Raw genomic sequence first — 20,260 nt, 5'->3', positions numbered from 1 at the left:
AAACGTTAGCAAAGTTAAATCGTTTTGATGTATTCTAAAAGTCAATCTCAAAGGAAAACTCGCTTTTGTGTTGATTATTTTACAAAGTACATGAACAATATGAGGTAAATCCAGAGGATGTCTAAAAAATGCCAAAAGGTGGCCCCAAGTTCCAATCCCAACATATTCTTTGGGCCATATTTTCCTCGCAGTTGTTGTGTGATTACCACCAGCAATGAAATCAATCCGGCGACCACGTGCAGAATATGCACAAATGCAATCAAAAAAACATACGACATTTTGATGTTGCTCGTGGGGCCGGTAAAAAAATAGCCTTTGGCCAACATTTGCGAAAAGCCATAGAACTGTAGCGAAACGAAAATTCCGCCAAGCACCAATGTGACCATCAGCCAGATAGATCCCATCTTTTGATCATCGCCTTTGACCGCTCTTTTTGCCAAAATGTACGTTACGCTACTCAATATCAAAACCGCCGTACTTATAAAAAATGCGGAAGGCAGTTCTAAATCTTGCAGCCAGTCATCGCGTTTGCTGCTGATGATATAAGCGCTTGTCCACCCCGCAAAGCCCATGATCAGACTGCCGATGCCAAACCAAAGCATCATCTTTTTTGAGCGTTCGTGCTTTTGTCTATCTGTTCCTTGTGTTAAATCCATATTTAAATAAAGCTATCGATTACGTAAACCACCTGCATCAAAGTGATATAACTGACGCTGGCCAACATCAGTTTTTTAGCTGAACTATTATCTCTTTTTTCATAAAGCCTAAAGGCAAAAAACAACATGGCCAACCCCATCAACAGTACAATGATTCCTGCAGGGATGGAAAGATGCAGTCTACCCGTAAAGCCAAAAACTGGCATTAAGGAAATCACAATCATCCAAATGGTGTACAAAATAATCTGCAAAGCGGTGCCTTTGTCCTTTTTACCTGTGGGAAGCATTTTGAATCCGCCTCGTTTATAATCTTCATCGAGCATCCAGCCCAACGCCCAAAAATGTGGGAATTGCCAAAAAAATTGAATCATGAACAAGGTGCCAGGCTCAATGCCAAAATCATTGGTTGCAGCGACCCAACCCAACATAAAGGGTATGGCCCCCGGAATCGCCCCTACAAAGACAGCCAATGGTGTCACCGTTTTCAATGGCGTATAGACACAGGTGTACAAAAAGATGGAAATGGCTCCGAACATGGCCGTTTTCGGGCTCAAGACATACAGTGCCATCACGCCAAGCAATGTCATGGCAATGGCGATGGTCATGGCGTTGCCTACCGACATTCGACCTGAGGGTATGGGTCGATTGCGGGTTCGCTTCATCAACGCATCCAAATCTTTTTCGATGACTTGGTTGAATGCATTTGATGCACCGACCATACAATAGCCACCAAAGGCCAAAAGCACTACTGAAAAAAGGTCAATGGTGTAAGCCCCCAAGAAATAGCCGGCCAATGAAGAGAAAACGACACTGACAGCCAACCGCACCTTGGTGATTTCTTTAAAATCAGTAAAAAGCATGGCCCAAGATGAACTTTTGACCGTAGTTACCGCCGACTTCATGTAATCGTTTTATTGGCCTGCAAAGATAGGCTACAAGAGGTTGTTTTGCAACGCGACCAAAGTAATCGTGTTCGAGAACTTAATGCAACTTAAAGGTGAATTTCATCGAATTGTAGGAATTTTACTTTTCTTATTATAGCAATCTTCTTAGATTGGCCGTGAGAAGTCAAGAAATCACTACTTATTATTTGTGGCCTTGAATTTTTGATGATAATGCAGCTTGCCAACCCGTAACCGGAAAAACCAATATGAATGCATTCGTGGACACCCCGGGTCAGATGTCGGGGGCGGGCTGCTTTTTATAATGCATTCAAATCGTATCTAAAAGGTGATTGAGGGCAGAAATGGTCTCATCCAACTCCCGTTTTTTTGCAAGATCGTAGAACTTTGCCTCTTCCCTTTTCTTTTTCAGGTTGTCCCGTAATTCTTGAATTGCAGCGGCCGTAAGCAAGCCTTTGGACTCCAGTTTGCCCCGCACCTTCTCCACTACTTTTGCATTTGGTCTTTTCGTAGCCATTTTCTTATAAACGTCTGACAATCTGGAATCTTATAAAGAATGTGATTATGCGTGCATAATTTCGACAAAATACGCTGTTTTAAAGAATTGCCTATCAAGTCGGACGGTAGGAAAAATGAAAAACCCCGACTTTTCAGCCAGGGTTAAAAATAATATTGTTGAGAACAATTACTGCAGTTTAAACGTAATCGGAATACTAAAAGGAACCTTTACTGCTCGACCCCGTTGCTTACCGGGGGTCATTTTTGGCAACTTCTTGATAATACGAAGTGCTTCTGCCTCTAAATTTTTGTCGGGGCCACGCATTCTGATGTTACCGATACTACCGTCTTTTTGTATGGTGAACATTACGGACACCCTACCCTGTACGCCCATTTCTTGGGCAATCTCAGGATAACGGAAGTTTTTACGGATATGCTTTTGCATCATTTCTTGAAAACAGGCTTTTTTATTGCTGGAACCTTCACAACCCGGAAATATCGGAACGTCTTCAATTACTGCAAAAGGTACCGAAATGTCTTCATCGACTTCCTCAACTTCTACATCTTCCACTTCCATCACCTCTTCTTCTTGACTCGTTTCGGTTGATTCAATAACGGTTTCTTCAACTTCCTCTTCATCTTCGACAACCTCAATCACCTCGGGAGCCGCAGGTGGCGGTGGCGGTGGCGGTGTCTTGATCTGCTCGGTCATCGGCACTTCTTCATCCAATGTGTCTTCAACATTCAATGCAATGTCATAGTCATTGGACTTATCGTATTTTTTCCATTCCATCGCGGCATACACGATACCCATTACGGCGGCCAACCCTATCATGAAATACAGGGTGCTGTTTTTGCCTACATCTGCTTTTGGATTCTTTTTCGGTTCCATACGTTCTGATTTTAGTATTGGCTAATTTAATTATTAATTGCTATAAAAAGCAACTAATAATGGGTCATTTTGGCTTGTAAGTACGTGAAATATACGTTTTAGTGAGCAAACCGCCCAATATGGCCCCGAGTGCATTGGCTGATGCATCCCAAATTTCGGCCGCCCGCCCGTATGGCATTAACCACTGTAACCCTTCAATGAGCAGGCCATAGAAAATGGCAAAAAGAACGATACGCACAATTATGCCAGTGGACGAACTTCTGTTTTTATATTTCTCTCCGAGGGACAAATATGCCAATATGACGAAGAAAAAATAAAAAAAGAAATGTGTGATTTTGTCTATATGCGGAATGTCGACACCACCCGTTTCAATACTGGAGAAAGAAAATAAGCTGAGTGTTGTAATGAACAGTGCCCAGCCTACGAATAGAATGGTGTAAACATTTTTTTTAAGCACCAATCAATGCTTTGTAATCTTCGGCGCTCAACAGATCATCAATCTCATCAGCATTATTGAACCTCACTTTGACCATCCAACCTTCGCCATAAGGGTCTGCGTTCACTTTTTCAGGCTCATCTTCCAAAGCTTCATTAAATGCTATGATTTCGCCGCTGAGCGGTAAAAACAGGTCGGATACGGTCTTGACGGCCTCAACCGTGCCAAACACCTCTTCACGGTCCATGGTCTCATCTAGGGTCTCTATTTCAACATAGACAATATCACCTAATTCGCCTTGAGCAAAATCGGTAATGCCGACCGTGGCGACATCGCCATCAATTTTAATCCATTCGTGGTCTTTGGTATATTTTAATTCGGAAGGTATGTTCATTATAGCATTGTTTTGAAGTGCGAACAAATTAACCCAATCTTTGTCAAAGTTTCAAACTTTGACAAAGAATTTAATTTCCAAAATTGTAACGAAGGGTAAAGCCTGTGTTGATAGTTGTCTGCGGGAAGGCCGTGGAGACCGCAAATTGAGAGAACGAATGGTCATAGAAGAACAGTGCATTCAATTGCCGGCTCAAGGCATAATCGGCCGTAAACTTGATGCTCATCAACTGTTGGCCCGAGGTGATTTGGTTGTTGTCAATATCCAGATTTCTGATGATGGTAATATTATCCCGAAGCGACAGATCGGCCTTGAGGTTCAGGTCACCCTTTAGACGCGTGCGTTCTCCACCAATATTGGTGACAAACTTGACATCCTTAAAGCGATAGCCCAAGCCCAAGGTGTATTCCTGTCCATTGATCTCGGTCAGCAGGCTATTGTCAAAGCTCAATGAAAGTGTACGGTCGGTACGTACCTCGGCCAAAAAGCTAAAGGAGTTCTTCATCTCAAAATCAAAACGAATCAACGGATTGAACGCATCATTCAATACCACATTATTGATGATATTCTGAGGTAAAAAATCACCATTTTCAGGATTTGTATTCCCATTTTGAAGATTCAGATTGGTTTGGATGTTGTTCACGCTATAGGCAGCACGGTAGCCATGGCTTAATGAAAAGCGGGTGAATTTCTTTCTGAACCATTTGTTCTTCATCAGGCCAGTGTATTTGATGTTCCAGTTGGGGATGGGAATTTCACGGAAAACATCCAAATTCACCCGTTCGGCATCTTGCCCCGTATAGGCCGCAAAGAAAGCGGGAAGCAATACGTCTTGGCTAGTCTCGCCATAACCCGTAGGAAAATCATCGGCCGTACCTTGTGGGTCGCCCCTTTCTTGAGCCCTTCTGTTGGCGATGGTAATCCGGTTTTCCTTGAATTGCTCAAAGGTTGCCGAATCAAACTCATCGCTTTTGTTGAATACGGTACCCAACATCATGGTCGAGATGGTAAAGTTGCCAAAGCTGTTGACCAGACCTGTTTGCCCCTGGGCCCACAGATCGGGCACATAGGTTTCTTGAGTACTGTTTGAAATCTGACGATCGGCAATCAAATCAATCGTCAAATCTTGGGTCGGTTGCGCCGTGGCCGTAATGGCCAACTGCTTGTTTGTGTTCTCCAGATATTGTTGATTGAAACCATCAAAGGTGGTGAGCCAACCCCTACGGGCCGCCTCAAAGCGTACATCGGCCTGACTACCGAACACAAAGCCCAAGGAAGGTCGGGCCGTACCGATAAACCCAATGGACTGGTTGTAGCCGGGCAATACCTTGCCGTTGTTTTCAGAATAATTGACATTGATTCGTTTCACCATGGTCACGATATCAATCAAGGTGTTGAACGCCTTGCTCGTTTTCTTTTGGGGCTTTTCATCCTCACCTTCAACTGTATTGCCTGCTTTATCTCTTCGTACGGGGGCGCGTTGCGTGGTGGGTATCTTTCCATCACGCTTCTTTAACCCTATGGCATCGTAAAAACGCTGCATGGTCAGGTTGGCGGTCAAATTATGGGTATTGGCATTTTGCACCGTATTTATCTGTGCATCAGGGTCGTTCAAAGCTTCTTGGGCCACTTCCGCCAAAGCATCGCCACCCCGCTGCCAATCAAAATTACTGGTGTAGGTGTACTGGGCATTGATAAAGTCCATAAACGGAATTTTATCAAACGGCAGCTCATAATTCAACTGCATCTGCTGTGAATGGCGGTTGGGTTCGCCAATATCAAAAAAGCCATCCCACAGATTCAAATCTTGGTCGATTCCCGAATCTGGGTCTCCAGGATTGTTGAAGTAGTTTCTGACGATGTTATTGTTCGTACCCGTCAACTGTACCCGCAATGATTTGGTCAAGCTATAATTCAGTGCATACTGCCAGTTGAACAGGTAGTTTCGCTGTTGTAATAATGGTAAATCCAAGGATTCAACACCAGGCTCCAAAACATCACGAAAACGTTGCTGGTTGAACGAGCGGTTGTAATTGGCGTTTACCGAAAGACTGGTGGGCAGCACGTTAAAATTCAATTCTTTCAACCATCGCCAATACTTGCTCATGAACAACGAGTCTTTTTTGGCAAAAGGCGCCACCGGGGCGGGCTTGAAATTATGGTTGTATACAAATCCGGCATTAACGTTCTGATCCCGCAATTCGGCAATCTCAAAATCGCGATGGTCGGTTTCGTTGTACGAATAGTTGAACGTAAAATTTTCAATGTCAAAGAAGTTCTCTTTGGCTTCCTCGCCCCGATTTTTTCGCACCCCAATCAGGTTGATACTGGTGCGTTTGGTATAATCTTCAGCCTGTTCACGTATGGTCTCTGCATCTTCTGCAGTTTCAGCAGCATCGATTCGGTCCTCCAGTTTTAAATCATCATAAACAGGGTCAAATTCGGGCGTGATCAGACTTTCTGAAATACCATAGTTGAACGGTATCTGCAAGTTCCATTTTTGGGGAAAGAGCTGCCCCACATTCACATTGGTCACCACATCATACGAAATGGCATCTTCACGCAGCCGTTCATTCGGCATCTGGTCGATGGAGCCAAAACCTGAAGTGCTTCGTGCTCCCGTCGCAGTCACATTGGCAAAGTCAGCCATATTGGCATCCAACGCCATGATGGCGGCCCAACCGCCGTTGTTATCGAGTCCTGCCAATCGCAACTCATTGAACCACACTTCACCACGGGCGGGCACATCGTCGATATTTTTCACCCCCACCATCATACTGCGAATGCTTCCCAAAGAGGGGTTACCGCGGATACCGATCCGGTTTCTACCCAAGGTACGGGGTGCAAATTCATTTACCTCGACCACTTCTCCGTCAATAATTTCAAAAAAGCGCAGTTCATTTAAGGGAACACCAGATTGACTTTGGCTAATACGCAGTGATTTTACCTTGTTCAAATCGGACAAGGCAATATCGATTTCATTGATGCTGGGCCAGATGATTTCTGGGTCGCTAGAACCAAAAGGAGTGAATTGTAATGGTAACTCAATCTGATAGAAGTTTTCAGAAAAGTCCGTACCCATCCTTAGAAAACCGACCAAAGGCGTATCGTCATTTGAATAATCAGAGTCGATTATTTTTTCTGCATGCATGAACATTTTGATGCGCTCGTACTGTCGCATATCAATGTTCACATTTTTGAACACCCCGCGAGAGTCCTCTGATTCAAGATTATCGACCACAAACGACAGCGATTGTTCGTTCTGGCGGATAATCGTATTGTTATTGTTCAACTGTTCACGGATAACCCCAGGAGGCAATACGTAAGGTATCGGGGTTCGGCCGGCATTCTCTTCTATGTTTACCGTGTTCACATCGGTCACCGTACCATCATCAGAAGGGTCGTTATCAACATCGGGTTGCAGTGTGTTGGTGTAGGTACGCCAATCGCCACGAACCAAATCCAAGGTTGCAAAACGAAGCACGACATCACTGGAAAAACCTGTGAGGTACATTCGCATAAAGCTGATACTACGAAAATCGGTGATGCCCCCTACCGCTTCCGTAAAATCGCTCAACGGAATCTTATATTGAATCCAACGATAATTTCTCTGGGTGCCGTCAGGGATGTTGCCTGCCACACCTTCACGAATATCGGTCACATACTGATCATTGATGGTGGTATTGGGTTTTATTTCAATGCGGTATTCATAGTAGCTGTTGACCGTGTTCATGGTCAAATCACGGTCCACATCCTCTACATCGGGCAAGGTGGTCGAACCCCGATTGGTATTTGTCACCGCAACGGGCGAGTTGCCGTCAGGATTGTTAAAATCAAAATAACGTTCCAAAATATCGCCATCACGATTCAAGTAATATTGGTAATTGTCCAAAGCGGGATCTTCTGCCGGACCATTGTAGATAACCGCCTCGTCAGTATCGTTCAACCCATCAAAACCGATATCCTGCAACGTTCGGTTGGTCTCATCGGCATCAAAGGCGTAGACCAACGACTGTGTGGCCGGCACCTCGCCCCAGACCGTGGGGGTCGTCAAATCATTGCTGTTCTGTCCGGGCAAACCGTTTTCATATTGCTTGCGGCCATCCTTTAAAATATCTTCGGAGATATTCCCAAGGTTCAAAACCAATTCGCCGGTACTGGTCGCATCGCCGTCGACATAGGGATCCAACACCCAGAACTGCACAAACTCCACATTTGACTGCTCAAAGTTGGTGCTGCTCAGCGAGCGCATGATGCCTGCCCAATTATCCTCTGGACTCCCATCAAAACTTGGATTGGCATTGTACGGACCCTTAATGTTGGGATAGTACACCAAATCCAGAGTACCTTGTACTTGGGTCTGCCCTTGTGCCACATCAGTTTCAGGAAATACCTCATCTATGAATACCCGGCGTGTTGCGTTCAAAGAAATATCGCTGTCAGAAATGCCAGAAGGCCGTTGATTCGTATAGAAAATAGGGTCAATGGTATACCAAGACATTTTGGCCCGTTCATAGCCCACTTCCAATCCGTCGAGACCATCGGCAAATTCCACGGGCGGGCTTGCCAACGACCAGCCCAGGGAAGAGCGAATATCAATCAATGCCTGTGCGCCTTCAAAGTCATCTAAATACGTGGTCGTTTCCCCCTGAAAATCTGCATTCTTTGGAGAATTGGGCCTTAAAAAGGCCACTTCACCCCGTAAGGATATATTTGATGGCACATCGGTATCGATGTTGGGCAGTTTGTTGGCCAATCGAGTTAAAAAGGGCAATTCGGTACTGAAATTTCCGTTCAGACCGAAGATGGTGTTGTTCACGGGTTCGACCCCAAAATTCGATTTTTGGGTGAGTGGTCGTTCGTTCAGATTCAATAACGTTCCGCCCAAAACAAAATTTTCGTTGAATTGATGCTCTACGTTGATGCCCGTAAAACGTCGAGTCTGTTGGCCAAAAATGGCATTGTTTTCTACTGAGATGCTTATAGGGGTATTTGAAGCTTCGAGACTGGGGTCAAGCAACTGTACCGTACCCGCTTGATAATTCACTGTATAATCGATGCCCTCTTGCAACTGACGCCCCCCAGCAGTCACCCGAACCGAGCCGCGGGGCACATTGAAGGCACCAATGGGGATGCCGTTGCTTCCCTCTGATTTATAGCGCCCTTTGAGCTGAAAACGGTTTTTCTCCGCATCCTGTAAGGAAGCGGCCTTGGTCAGTTCGTACAGATTTCGGAATACATATTTGTTTTGGTTCTCATTGTAAGTGCTTGGTTGGTTATAGTCCTCAGCACCCGTATCCAATAACTCGAACAAAAACTCACCAAAAGGTTCGACTGTGGTAAAGATGATATTGCCCGAACGGGTATCAATGGTGATGCCAGGTAAATAATCAAAAAATCCGTCACCGCCCGCCTGTACATCGTTATAAATGTTCAAGCGATCCAGATTGAAAACGTTCAACAAAATGCGTTCTTCCAAGGGTTTGCCATTGGCTGCCGCATCGGCAGGAAAAGGCTCAACGGGCGTGATGTAGTTTCTTGGGGTGGGATCGGAATATAGAATGTTGAACTTAAAATCATCTTGGCTCAACTGAAAGGCCCCGGTGGCATAGATGTTTTTCATCATCAAATCCCATATCGGATCACTGACATTGGTAATGTTGCTTTTCAATAATTTCAGCACCAAGGTGTTGTTGTTCACTATCGGGTTGACTCCACCCGAAACGGTAGTAGCATCAATACCCCCATTGGCAAACTCACCAACCTGAAACACCTGTCCGTTTGCCGTGTACTGAAACGCCACAGCCAAGACCTCGTCATTGCTCAGGCGTTGGTTCAACGAAATATAGCCCAGTTGCTGGTCAAAACTATAGTCTCGACCGACCTCCAATTTTCGGGCGTTTTCTAAAATGGCATAGTCAAAGCCCTGATTTGCCTGATAGCCATTGCCAAAATTAAAGCCCTGCTCGACCGTGGCGATATCACGAATATTTTGGGTCAATACACTGGCACTGCCAATCTGTTCTGGATTGTAATCATTGGCGTCATTTCTGGGAAATGTATTGCCCGGATTGTTGAAAAAACCTCCAGGGGCACCAGGAGCAATAGTATTGATTCGGGTTTGTTCAGGTAGCGCCTCCCCCAAATCTTGTATCGCCACCACGTTTCGTACGTTCAAGGTCTGTTGGTTGCGGTTGGTCACCCAGACTTCCAAACGGGTAATTAGAACCGGACTGTTTTTGAATGGATAGTTCGCCAAGGCTTGGTCATAATTGTCCCTGAAATATTGCGCCAAGAAGAAGTGCTTGTCCTCATCATAGTCCAAGGCCGTCAATGAAAATTCGTTCAAGGTACCACCGCCTTGTGCAACAACGGTGTTGTTCTGTGAACGTTGTTCTGAAAAAACCGCAGTCACAGTCGTTTTACCGAACTGCAACTGGGTTTTTACCCCAAAGAGACTTTGGGCACCGGTAATCAGTGAACTGTTGAGGGGCATGTTCACGTTACCGATTTCTATTTTTCTAAGGATGTCATCTTCGGTCGGGGTATACTCTAATTTGACCAAATTTTGAAAGTCAAAAGTGGCTTCTGTGTCATAGTTTGCGGTCACCTGCAATCGTTCACCCACCTTGCCCAATAAGCTCAAACTGATACGTTGGTCAAAATCAAAGGAAAGGTTGGTACGGTTACGGGGCGAAAGCGCCGGATTGTCATTTTTCTGCCATAATACGCCCAAATCCATCGCCACCGAACCTTGAGGAATCACTTCAATGGTATTGCCCCCAAAAATGGACTCAAAGAAGTTGCTATTGACATAAAAGTTGGGCAACAGGTTTTTACGGCCTTCTTCACTGCCTTCCTTCTTACCTGTAAATGCATCTATTTTTTCCTTGAAATACCCTTTCATCTGTTCTCTGCGCACCAATTCAAAATATTGATCGGGGGTCAAAATGATGGGGTGCGAGATATTGAAATCACCTACTTTCTCGGTGTAGATATAGCGGTCTGAAACGGGGTCATAGGTGTATTTGGAGACAATGCTATCGGGGTTTTCCAAAACCAATTTTCCTAAGGAAACCCCGGTCTTGACAGAATCCTGAGCTTGTGGGATGCTGTCTTGACCCAGGGAAATTGCAGAAATCCCCAAGAAAAGAATACATAGGAAGTATTGCTTAAATACAAACGATTTAAGAAACGGTTTGGCCCCTCTTTTCAAACTATTTATAAATTTTTCAGCGCCCGTTTGATAATGTCCTCGACGCTTAGGGAGGTTTCTTCCCGAATCACCCTATCAACCACCTTTTCAGATTGCCGTCTGGTAAAACCAAGAACCTCTAATGCAGATAACGCTTCTTCTTTTGTTGTATTGTTTGATGCAGGTGAAACTTCGGCCATATCGTAGACTTTCAAAATCTTGTCTTTAAGGTCTACGATGACCCGTTGGGCCGTCTTTGCACCAATGCCCTTCACGGCCTGTATGGTGGCCACATCGCCGGTGGCAATGGCATCGCGAACCTGTTCTGGTGTCAGTGATGAAAGCATGGTTCGCGCCGTACTTGCCCCGATGCCCGAGACCGACAACAACAACAGAAAGATTTCGCGTTCGGTCTTCTCGGCAAAACCGAAAAGGGTATGGGCATCTTCTCTCACCTGCAGGTGGGTATAAATGTAAATGCTTTCCTCATCGGGAATGGCTGAAAACGTGTTCAAGGAAATATTCAAAAAGTAGCCTACCCCATTACACTCAACGATAATGTAGGTTGGATTTTTTTCGACAAGTTTGCCCTTAAGGTGGTGGATCATTCTTTAGATGTTAGATGCTAGATGTTGGATGTTAGACTCTTGAATCGTTTGTAAAGTATTACTGCCTACTCAGAATGAAAAAATTCCAATTCATCACAGCTAAGATTGTTTCGTCTGTTTTTCAGTTTTGGCTTTCCTTCTTTTTTCACGTTCCTGCGCATCAATCACGGCTACTGCTGTCATATTCACCATTTCTTCTACGCTTGCCCCCAATTGGAGGATGTGGGCCGATCGTCGCAGCCCCAACATAATCGGACCGATAGAATCGGCATCGTTCAATCCTTTCAACAGTTTATAGGTAATGTTGGCCGATTCCAAATTTGGAAATACAAAACAGTTCACCTTTCTGCCCGCCAGTTTTGAAAACGGAAAGTTGTTCTTGCACAATTCTTGCTCCAGTGCAAAATCGGTCTGAATCTCTCCATCGACAATCAGATTGGGATGCTGCTCGTGCAAAATACGCACCGCTTCCCTCACCTTACGTGCATGGGGATGGTTCGAAGAACCAAAATTGGCATACGACAACAGCGCTACCACGGGGGTAAAGCCAAAAGTCTTGGCCAAATTGGCCGTCATCAACGAAATTTCGGCCAACTCCTCAGCATTCGGATTGATATTTACCGACGTATCCGCCAAAAACAAAGGTCCTCTCTCGGTGGCCATAATGTTTACGGTGGCCGCTTTGGTCACTCCCGCTGCCTTGCCCAATACCTCAAAAACAGGTTTCAATACTTTTGGGTACGACCTTGAATATCCAGAAATCATTCCGTCAGCATCACCTTCAAGCAGCATCATGGATCCAAAATAGTTTCGCTTTCCCATGTTGACGCGGGCACTGTAGCGTGTTTCGCCTTTGCGCTTTCGAGATTGCCAGAGTTTATCGGCATACATCGTGCGAATAGCATTTGAAGATTCAGATCTGGGGTCTATAATGGGCACCTCGGCATCAAAATCAAGTTCTCTTTTGTGCTTTTTGATGGTTTCTTCATTGCCCAAAAGAATGGGGTGCGCGATACCCTCATCATGTACAATCTGTGCAGCTTTGATGACGTCGAGCAGTTCAGCTTCCGCAAAAACGATGCGCTTTGGGTTGACCCTGGCGCGGTTGTGCAGTGAACGAACAATTTTGTTGTCATTGCCCGAGCGTTGGTACAGCTCTTCTTCATATTGACCCCAATCTTCTATGGGGGTTCGGGCCACACCACTATCCATGGCCGCTTTGGCAACGGCAGGTGGTATTTTGGTGATCAAACGGGGGTCAAAGGGCTTGGGTATGATGTAGTCTTTACCAAAGGTCAGTCGTTTGGTGTCGTAAGTGATGTTTACCTGTTCTGGTACCGGTTCTTTGGTCAAATCGGCCAGTGCGCGAACGGCAGCCATTTTCATTGCTTCATTGATTTTGGTTGCCTTGACATCCAATGCACCCCGGAATATGAAAGGGAAGCCCAGTACATTGTTTACCTGATTCGGATTGTCAGAGCGGCCCGTTGCCATGATAATGTCGTCTCTTGTCTTACAGGCCAAATCATAGGCAATCTCAGGATTCGGATTCGCCATGGCAAAAACGATGGGGTTCTTGGCCATCGATTTCAACATTTGGGGAGACACAATATCCGCTATCGAAAGACCAATGAACACATCGGCGTTTTTCATGGCCTCTTCAAGCGTATCTATTTTTCGACCTGTCGCAAATTCCTTCTTTTCATCGGAAAGACTTTTTCTATCTGCCCGAATAACGCCCTTACTGTCGAGCATCACTATGTTCTTCGCTCTTGCGCCGAATGCCTTGTACAACCGAGTGCACGAAACTGCAGCCGCGCCCGCACCACTGATGACGATGGTCACGTCTTCTATTTTTTTATTGGCCAATTCGAGGGCATTGAGCAATGCAGCGGCCGAGATGATGGCGGTACCGTGTTGGTCATCGTGCATCACGGGAATGTCCAGCTCTTCCTTTAGTCTGCGTTCTATTTCAAAAGCTTCTGGGGCTTTGATGTCCTCAAGGTTGATTCCGCCAAAGGTTGGAGCGATAATTTTGACGGTTTCCACAAACTTATCGACATCCTCAGTATCCAACTCAATATCAATCCCATCGATATCTGCAAAGATTTTGAACAACAAACTCTTGCCTTCCATCACCGGTTTTGAAGCTTCTGGTCCAATATTGCCAAGGCCCAAAACCGCCGTACCGTTTGAAATCACGGCAACCACATTGCCCTTTGCCGTATAGCGATAGACTTCATTTTTGTTCTTTTCAATCTCTAAACAGGGCTCCGCAACACCCGGGGAATAGGCCAAGGCCAGATCACGTTGCGTGGCATACGGTTTGGTGGGCACCACCTTGATTTTGCCCGGCTGTGGTTTGGCGTGATAAATCAATGCCTCTCGTCGCTGTTTTTCTTTGCTCATGGTTTATCGCTAAGGGGATAAAGGTAAGGGTATTCCTCTTTTTGAAAAATACCCTTTACCTAAATGAGTCGTCTGTGATTCAATATTTATTCGGATGGAATCTCAACATCCAATTGATTGTCCAATTTCTCTTTCGGTAAATTGAGGCGCATGGCAAGAATTCCGGCAATTACAAAGAAAACACCGCCAAAAAGTATTGCATGAGTAGCGTCATTATTCAGCACATTCTTGATGATAGGACCAAAACTAACCGTCTGTATCAGCATAGGAATCACAATCATCATATTTACGATACCCATATACACCCCGCGCCTTTCTTCGGGAATCACCTTTGACACCATCGCATAAGGAATGCCCATCATAGCTGCCCAACCAATACCGAACAGCACCATTGGCGCCAACAGCAACCATTTATCGGTGATATAGGGCATGCTCAGCATTGCAATTGCGGTCAAGAACAAACAGACCACATAAACCAATTTTGACCCAATTTTAGCTGCCACAGGTACCAAAGCCAAAGCAACCAGCATGGTCACAAAATTATAGGTGCCGTTCATCAAACCTGCATGGCCCAGGGCTTGCTCTGCCAAAGATTGTATTTGTTCAGCGAATGACATGTCTTGTGCACTGATTTCAGCTCCTTCTTTGAATGAGGTCATGATAGATTCAAATCTCTCGTTATCCTCATTTGAAATACCAAAAAGACTGGTTCTCAACATGGGTGGCATAAACTGCCAATACACGAACAGGGCATACCACTGAAATAGATAGACCGCGGCGAGCTTCCATAAAAAGCCGGGCATCATCCCAATGGCTTCGGCAGCTTCTATCAGGGGATCCAAAGTTTCACCCAACTTTTTAATGGTCGTATTGTTGGTGTTGTTCCTGATAATCCGATATAGGAAAAAGAGCCAGAAAAAAGCAAACACCAATACAATGATTACCCAAAGATTGATGTTGTCCCATAATCGTGGGTACAGTTCACCAACCAAATAGCCCAATAACAATGGAACAGAAAAAATGACAAAAAGTACGCTGAGTATTTGAATAATCGGTGATGGTGTACCCTCATTGTGCTTTTTAATTTCTTCCAATTCCTCATCTGTTGGAGGAATTTCCGGTGTTTTCCAAACCGACCACATCACCGTACCTATCGAGGCCAGAGCACCCAAAAAGAACGAATAATACACCCAAGTGGGAATTGAAGAAACACCTTCACTAGCCGTGTCAAAAAGGCCTCCCCCATCTGTGGGCGTACTGAACCAATGTTGAAACGCGAACAATGACAAATTGGCCAAAGTGATGCCCGCGCCCACGAACAAACTCTGCATTTGGTAGCCAAAGGTCAACTGCTTGTCTGGTAGCTTATCGCCCACAAAAGCACGATAGGGCTCCATCGCCGTATTGTTTCCTGCGTCCAAAATCCATAAAAGTCCAACAGCAAACCACAGTTCAGGACTAAAAGGAAATGCGAACAAACACAAACTTGCCAAAATGGCACCAATCAGAAAGAAAGGCTTTCTACGACCACCCCATTTTGGAGACCATGTCTTATCAGAAATAGCGCCGATAATTGGTTGAATCAAAAGACCAGTTACCGGTCCTGCTAAATTTAAAAGTGGCAGTTCATCATGGTGTGCCCCTAAAAAAGAAAAGATGGGGCTCACGGCTGTCTGTTGAAGACCAAAACTAAATTGGATTCCGAAAAACCCAACGTTCATGTTCCATATTTGCCAAAAACTGAGTTGGGGCTTTTTGATTTTCACCATTTTCTTAAGTTTAGTTTAGTTGGCACTCTTCCAAACATCATTTCCACTGATGGCCTTGGAAAGCTTTGTTTTTCAAGATAGTGTTTTTTTGTTCTTATATTGAAAACAGTGATTTTACTTCACCATTCAAAGTTCCTTCTATCTGCATTTTCATAATCGAGAGGTCGAGGTCGAGTTGGATCCACTCTGATTCGTTGGTCCATTTTATTTTGAGCTCATCGTTGCCAGTATCAGATAACTCCAATTGACCGTTAAAAGCATCGTGCCCATTTCGTATTTTCATCAACTCGGCCAATTTTTCAAACATCGGGCTGGCTGTTTTTTTGAGGATTTCATCCCTTGTGTAATAGTGCCTGTTGATATCACGCCCCACATTGGTCTTTGCCAACAGCTCCATATCGTTATCATCCCCAAAAAGTCCGACATAATATATCTGTGGAATACCGGGCACAAAGAACTGAATGGCCCGAGCCATCAAATACATGTTTTCATCCTTGCCCAAGGCCTCAAAATAGGTGCAGTTCACTTGGTATAGGTCTAGATTTGAAGCAGCGGCCCCGGTTGCCTTCAAGCTCCTTCCTTCACTATTTGCATGAATTTTGTTTACGATATTGTCAAGAACCATATCAGGAATCAAGCCTTTTTCGTTTCCTTCGGATGCGACATCCACAATACCAATGCCATCATGGGTATCCAACACCGTAATCACATTTTTCGGAGAAATATTCAACCAATTCTTTAGATTTTCAGCATTTTGATTGAAAAGCGTATCCAACACCAAAACAGGGAGCGCAAAATCATACACGTAATCTACTTTTTTGGCGATTTCAATTTGGGTTCTATAGAACGAGTGTATTTCGACCAAGACCTCGATACCGTGTTGGTGCGCCTTTTGCGTGAGTGTATCGATAAATTCGAAGGTCTCTGGAATCATAAAGCACGAAGTGCCCGCCTTTTTGATGGAGTATCCTGCAGCATCTAAACGAATCATGGTGATACCAGCCTTTTCGTACAGGTTCAAAATGGTCTCCAAGTAGGTTGCACCTCCCTCAGAATACACATCGATGTCAATCTGTTTTTGGGTAAAGGTCGTCCACACCAATTGTTGTGAACCATCGGATAGTTTGAACTTTGTGAACGGGAAACCAGGTCGTGGACGATAAATTTGAAGTAGCTCACCCTCTGTTGCTCCGTTGGGGAACACTTTATCATAGGTCAGAAACAAAGAAGCGTATTTTGAAGCCTTACCATTTGCCAGAAAGTCTTTGAACTCTTCAGAATCGGCAGACATGTGATTGACTATCAAATCAGCCATGACACCAACGGTTTTGCTGAGATTTTTTACGTCACCCCAATCTCCCAGTCTGGGATCCACTTTTTGGTGGTCAATGGGATCAAAACCGGCATCTTCACCATCAATCGGATAAAAAAATGGAAGGATGTGCACCCCGCCAAACAAACCTTCAAACTCATTCTGAATGAGTCGGTTCAGTTCTGAAATATTTTTACAAGCGATACGGTCAACGTAGGTAATCAGCTGTATTTTGTTCTTCATTCTAAGTGTAGCGTAAAAATCAAGGATTACAATAATAGGAAAAATTGCACCTTCGTTTCAACACTTGATTTACGCAAACGTTAGAGTAGCTAAAGATTTATTTCAAAAAGTCAATATTTCGTTTCAAACCGGAGAATTTCGTTCGCTTTAGGGCCGATTTTTTAAAGATTCTTTTAAAAACATCCGCGGTAATCTCATCCCAATCTTGTTTTGACATTTCCAACAATTCAGGATGCGGATTGAACAAAGGTTCGTCATGTGATTTTGAAAAACGGTTCCAAGGGCATACGTCTTGACAGACATCGCAGCCGAACATCCAATCATCAAATTGACCTTTATGGGTAGTCGGAATTTCATTTTTGAGTTCAATTGTGAAATAGGAAATGCATTTGCTGCCATCAACGACATAGGGTTCAACGATTGCCTGTGTGGGGCAGGCGTCGATACAGGCCTTACAGGTGCCACAGTGGTCTGTCACGGGCGAGTCGTACTCCAGTTCCAAATCAACGATGAGTTCTGCAATGAAGTAGAACGACCCCACTTCTTTGGTCAAGAGATTGCTGTGCTTGCCCATCCATCCGAGTCCACTTTTGGCAGCCCATGCCTTATCGAGCACTGGAGCGGAATCGACAAAAGCGCGACCATGAACTTCACCGATTTCTTCTTGAATAAAATAGAGCAGGTTTTTGAGTTTATCCTTAATGACAAAGTGATAGTCTGTTCCGTAAGCGTATTTTGAGATTTTATATGAATCTGGATTTTGCTCTTCAGATGGATAATAGTTCAACAAAAGCGAAATGACAGACTTTGACCCCTCGACCAGTTTTGTTGGATCCAAGCGTTTGTCAAAATGGTTTTCCATATACTGCATTTCGCCGTGCATGCCTTTTTTGAGCCATGCTTCCAGCCGGGGTGCCTCCTCCTCTAAAAACTCAGCCTTTGAGATACCGCAAGACAGAAAACCGAGGCGCTTGGCTTCGGTTTTTATCAATTTTGAATATTGACTTTTGCCCATCTTACAAAGATTTTTTTATGATTATTTAGCCAATCCCTTGCGATTTGGGAAAAACTAAAGTAGGCCCACTTTTTAAAAGCCTATTCAATGCCAATTACATTTCCCTCAAAATCAATGTCCTTCTCAAACGGATTCAAAACCTTGTCTGTCAAGATACTGATGGTCTTTCTGTTCAAAGAAATTTTTTCATCATACTCTTGTTCAATATTCCAGTCTCTCCAATTTTCTTGGATGGAGGAAATCGGATAATCAGGATGTATAAGCTGTGTCAACGATTTGAAGAATGAAAGTGTCATTCCCGCACCTGAAGCATGTACTTTTTCCAATTTAGGATAATAGTGCAATAGACCTTGTTTCCATTCGTATTCCGATACGATCCGTTCAGGATAGAACCATGTTTGGTTGGCCCATTTATAGGGCATACCATAGCCTTTTAGAATTCCGGTTGCTCCGATTCGTTGCATTGAAGCGAACCCAAGGTGTTCTTTTTTCACGTCTATAAAGGGCATCAAATAAGAATTGTTTTCCAAAAGGGCATTTTGCACTTTTCGAATGGAAACCTCAGATGGTTTTTTACCTTCTTGAATTGCAGTTGCTGCCAAGGCCCCTGCAGCTTGGCCGATTCCTAAAACCACTGGTTGCAAACGGGTTGTACCGTTCACAATATTCGATACGCTGATGTTTTTTTCCGCCACTATAAAGTTTTCCGTTTTTTCGGGAACCAAACTCCCCAACGGTACATTATAGCTTGGCACTTTGATGTTGATGAAGTCGATTTCGGGCGCTTTAGGATTCTTATCATGATGATGATCGATAGGATAATCACCCACTGCAATGCCTGTTCTATATAAATTGAAATCGTATGGTCGTTCTAAATGATCTGCTGTCAAAAAGACTTTCCCCTTGATTCTTCTGGCCTCGCGATCATACGGAATCATCGGAAAGTTGTCCTTCGTCGGAAATTCCTCAGCCACGCGAAGATTTTTATAGCCCAATTCATTTTGGATGTAATACACAAAGCCTTGCGTGAAGGCTTTTGCCTCTTTCAATGTTTCTTGTCGCTCGTCTGCAGTCATATTGGGCCAATCTACATAAAAATCGTTTCCACAATTGGGCCAGTTCATCATGTACTTGTTGTTGGGCAACTTCCCATAGTTGAGCATTTGTTCACAGTTCGAAACCCCGCCGAACATTTCACCATCTTTGCGGTTACAGGCACATTCATAGGCCTTTGCATCATAATTTTTGGGACGTTTGACCAATCCTTTTTTATCTTTTCTGTTTCCAACATCTTCTAAGGTCAAGACATAGGTCAAATCTTGTACGATGTCATTTGCGACCTCTGGTGCCTCAATTTCTCCTGTCTCGTTTTTAGAATCCATGCCCAAACGAAAACCAGCTCCAACCAGAGGCAACAGTTCTCCGATTTCAGTGGCATCGATAAGAATTTTAGCTTTCGTATAATGCGTTTTGCCTTTTTGTGTGTAGGTAACTTGCCAGCCCTCTGCATCCTCTTTAACATCTGTGTAAAGAGCATTGAATGTGGTGTTGAGATTGGGAATATCGGCCATTTGCTGAAGTATTTTATTGCCCACCGAAGGCTCAAAAAGCGTGTGGCTGACCCATCCGGTCTCAAGTGCCTCGGCCCTACCATAATGATCACGCAATTTTTGTCTGAACTCACCCCAGATTCCAGCGGGCATTTCGTGATTGCCATCGATGGCGGAGACTCCTGCAGAGGTCAACATACCGCCCAACCATGGGCTGGCCTCAATAATCTGTACCTTGGGGCCCATTCGTGCCGCTTGAATACCTGCTGACGTTCCGCCCGCGCCCGCGCCAATAATAAGAATATCGACTTGGTTTTGACCATTGCAGTAAAACAAGCCTACAAAGCAAAAAAAGATTGCTAAAAAGTATCGCATTCTATA

13 protein-coding genes are annotated in these 20,260 nt (G+C 44.4%); all 13 read right to left on the bottom strand.

Features of this window, described 5'->3' with window-relative positions; translation table 11 throughout:
* Window positions 1–74 precede the first annotated feature (74 nt).
* Entirely contained in the window at window positions 75–656 is a 582-nt protein-coding gene (locus AAAH86_RS10275) for a cytochrome c oxidase subunit 3 (protein WP_343487511.1), read from the bottom strand.
* 2 nt (window positions 657–658) lie between these two features.
* A complete protein-coding gene (gene cyoE, locus AAAH86_RS10270; protein ID WP_343487510.1) occupies window positions 659–1,558 on the bottom strand; it encodes a heme o synthase in 900 nt (299 codons plus the stop codon).
* 310 nt (window positions 1,559–1,868) lie between these two features.
* A complete protein-coding gene (locus AAAH86_RS10265; protein ID WP_343487509.1) occupies window positions 1,869–2,075 on the bottom strand; it encodes a hypothetical protein in 207 nt (68 codons plus the stop codon).
* Between the two features lie 168 nt (window positions 2,076–2,243).
* Window positions 2,244–2,948 carry an energy transducer TonB gene (locus AAAH86_RS10260; protein ID WP_343487508.1) on the bottom strand — a complete coding sequence of 235 codons (705 nt, stop codon included), beginning with the start codon at window positions 2,946–2,948 and terminating at the stop codon, window positions 2,244–2,246.
* A 64-nt stretch (window positions 2,949–3,012) separates the two neighbouring features.
* Complete coding sequence (locus AAAH86_RS10255; RefSeq protein ID WP_343487507.1) at window positions 3,013–3,405, bottom strand: VanZ family protein; 393 nt, start codon at window positions 3,403–3,405, stop codon at window positions 3,013–3,015.
* Window positions 3,398–3,778 carry a glycine cleavage system protein GcvH gene (gene gcvH, locus AAAH86_RS10250; protein WP_343487506.1) on the bottom strand — a complete coding sequence of 127 codons (381 nt, stop codon included), beginning with the start codon at window positions 3,776–3,778 and terminating at the stop codon, window positions 3,398–3,400. The genes AAAH86_RS10255 and gcvH overlap by 8 nt, the downstream gene beginning before the upstream one ends.
* A gap of 70 nt (window positions 3,779–3,848) precedes the next feature.
* Entirely contained in the window at window positions 3,849–10,994 is a 7,146-nt protein-coding gene (sprA, locus tag AAAH86_RS10245; RefSeq protein WP_343487505.1) for a cell surface protein SprA, read from the bottom strand.
* 5 nt (window positions 10,995–10,999) lie between these two features.
* Complete coding sequence (gene ruvA, locus AAAH86_RS10240) at window positions 11,000–11,581, bottom strand: Holliday junction branch migration protein RuvA (RefSeq protein WP_343487504.1); 582 nt, start codon at window positions 11,579–11,581, stop codon at window positions 11,000–11,002.
* 99 nt (window positions 11,582–11,680) lie between these two features.
* Window positions 11,681–13,990, bottom strand: a complete 2,310-nt coding sequence (locus AAAH86_RS10235) for an NADP-dependent malic enzyme (protein ID WP_343487503.1) — start codon at window positions 13,988–13,990, stop codon at window positions 11,681–11,683.
* Window positions 13,991–14,076: 86 nt separating this feature from the next.
* Window positions 14,077–15,759 (bottom strand): MFS transporter, encoded by a 1,683-nt coding sequence (locus AAAH86_RS10230; protein ID WP_343487502.1) that lies wholly within the window; start codon window positions 15,757–15,759, stop codon window positions 14,077–14,079.
* Window positions 15,760–15,853: 94 nt separating this feature from the next.
* Window positions 15,854–17,314, bottom strand: a complete 1,461-nt coding sequence (gtfA, locus tag AAAH86_RS10225) for a sucrose phosphorylase (protein ID WP_343487501.1) — start codon at window positions 17,312–17,314, stop codon at window positions 15,854–15,856.
* A gap of 97 nt (window positions 17,315–17,411) precedes the next feature.
* On the bottom strand, window positions 17,412–18,329 hold the full coding sequence (queG, locus tag AAAH86_RS10220) for a tRNA epoxyqueuosine(34) reductase QueG (RefSeq protein WP_343487500.1): 918 nt from the start codon (window positions 18,327–18,329) through the stop codon (window positions 17,412–17,414).
* A gap of 80 nt (window positions 18,330–18,409) precedes the next feature.
* Window positions 18,410–20,254: an FAD-dependent oxidoreductase gene (locus tag AAAH86_RS10215; protein ID WP_343487499.1), complete on the bottom strand. Its 1,845-nt coding sequence runs from the start codon at window positions 20,252–20,254 to the stop codon at window positions 18,410–18,412.
* Between the last annotated feature and the right edge of the window lie 6 nt (window positions 20,255–20,260).

Origin of the sequence: Allomuricauda sp. d1 (genome assembly GCF_039592695.1) — a bacterium.
In the GTDB taxonomy this organism is placed as follows: domain Bacteria; phylum Bacteroidota; class Bacteroidia; order Flavobacteriales; family Flavobacteriaceae; genus Flagellimonas_A.
The sequence above is the reverse complement of the archived record's forward strand: the minus strand, read 5'-3'. Positions and strand labels throughout refer to the sequence as shown.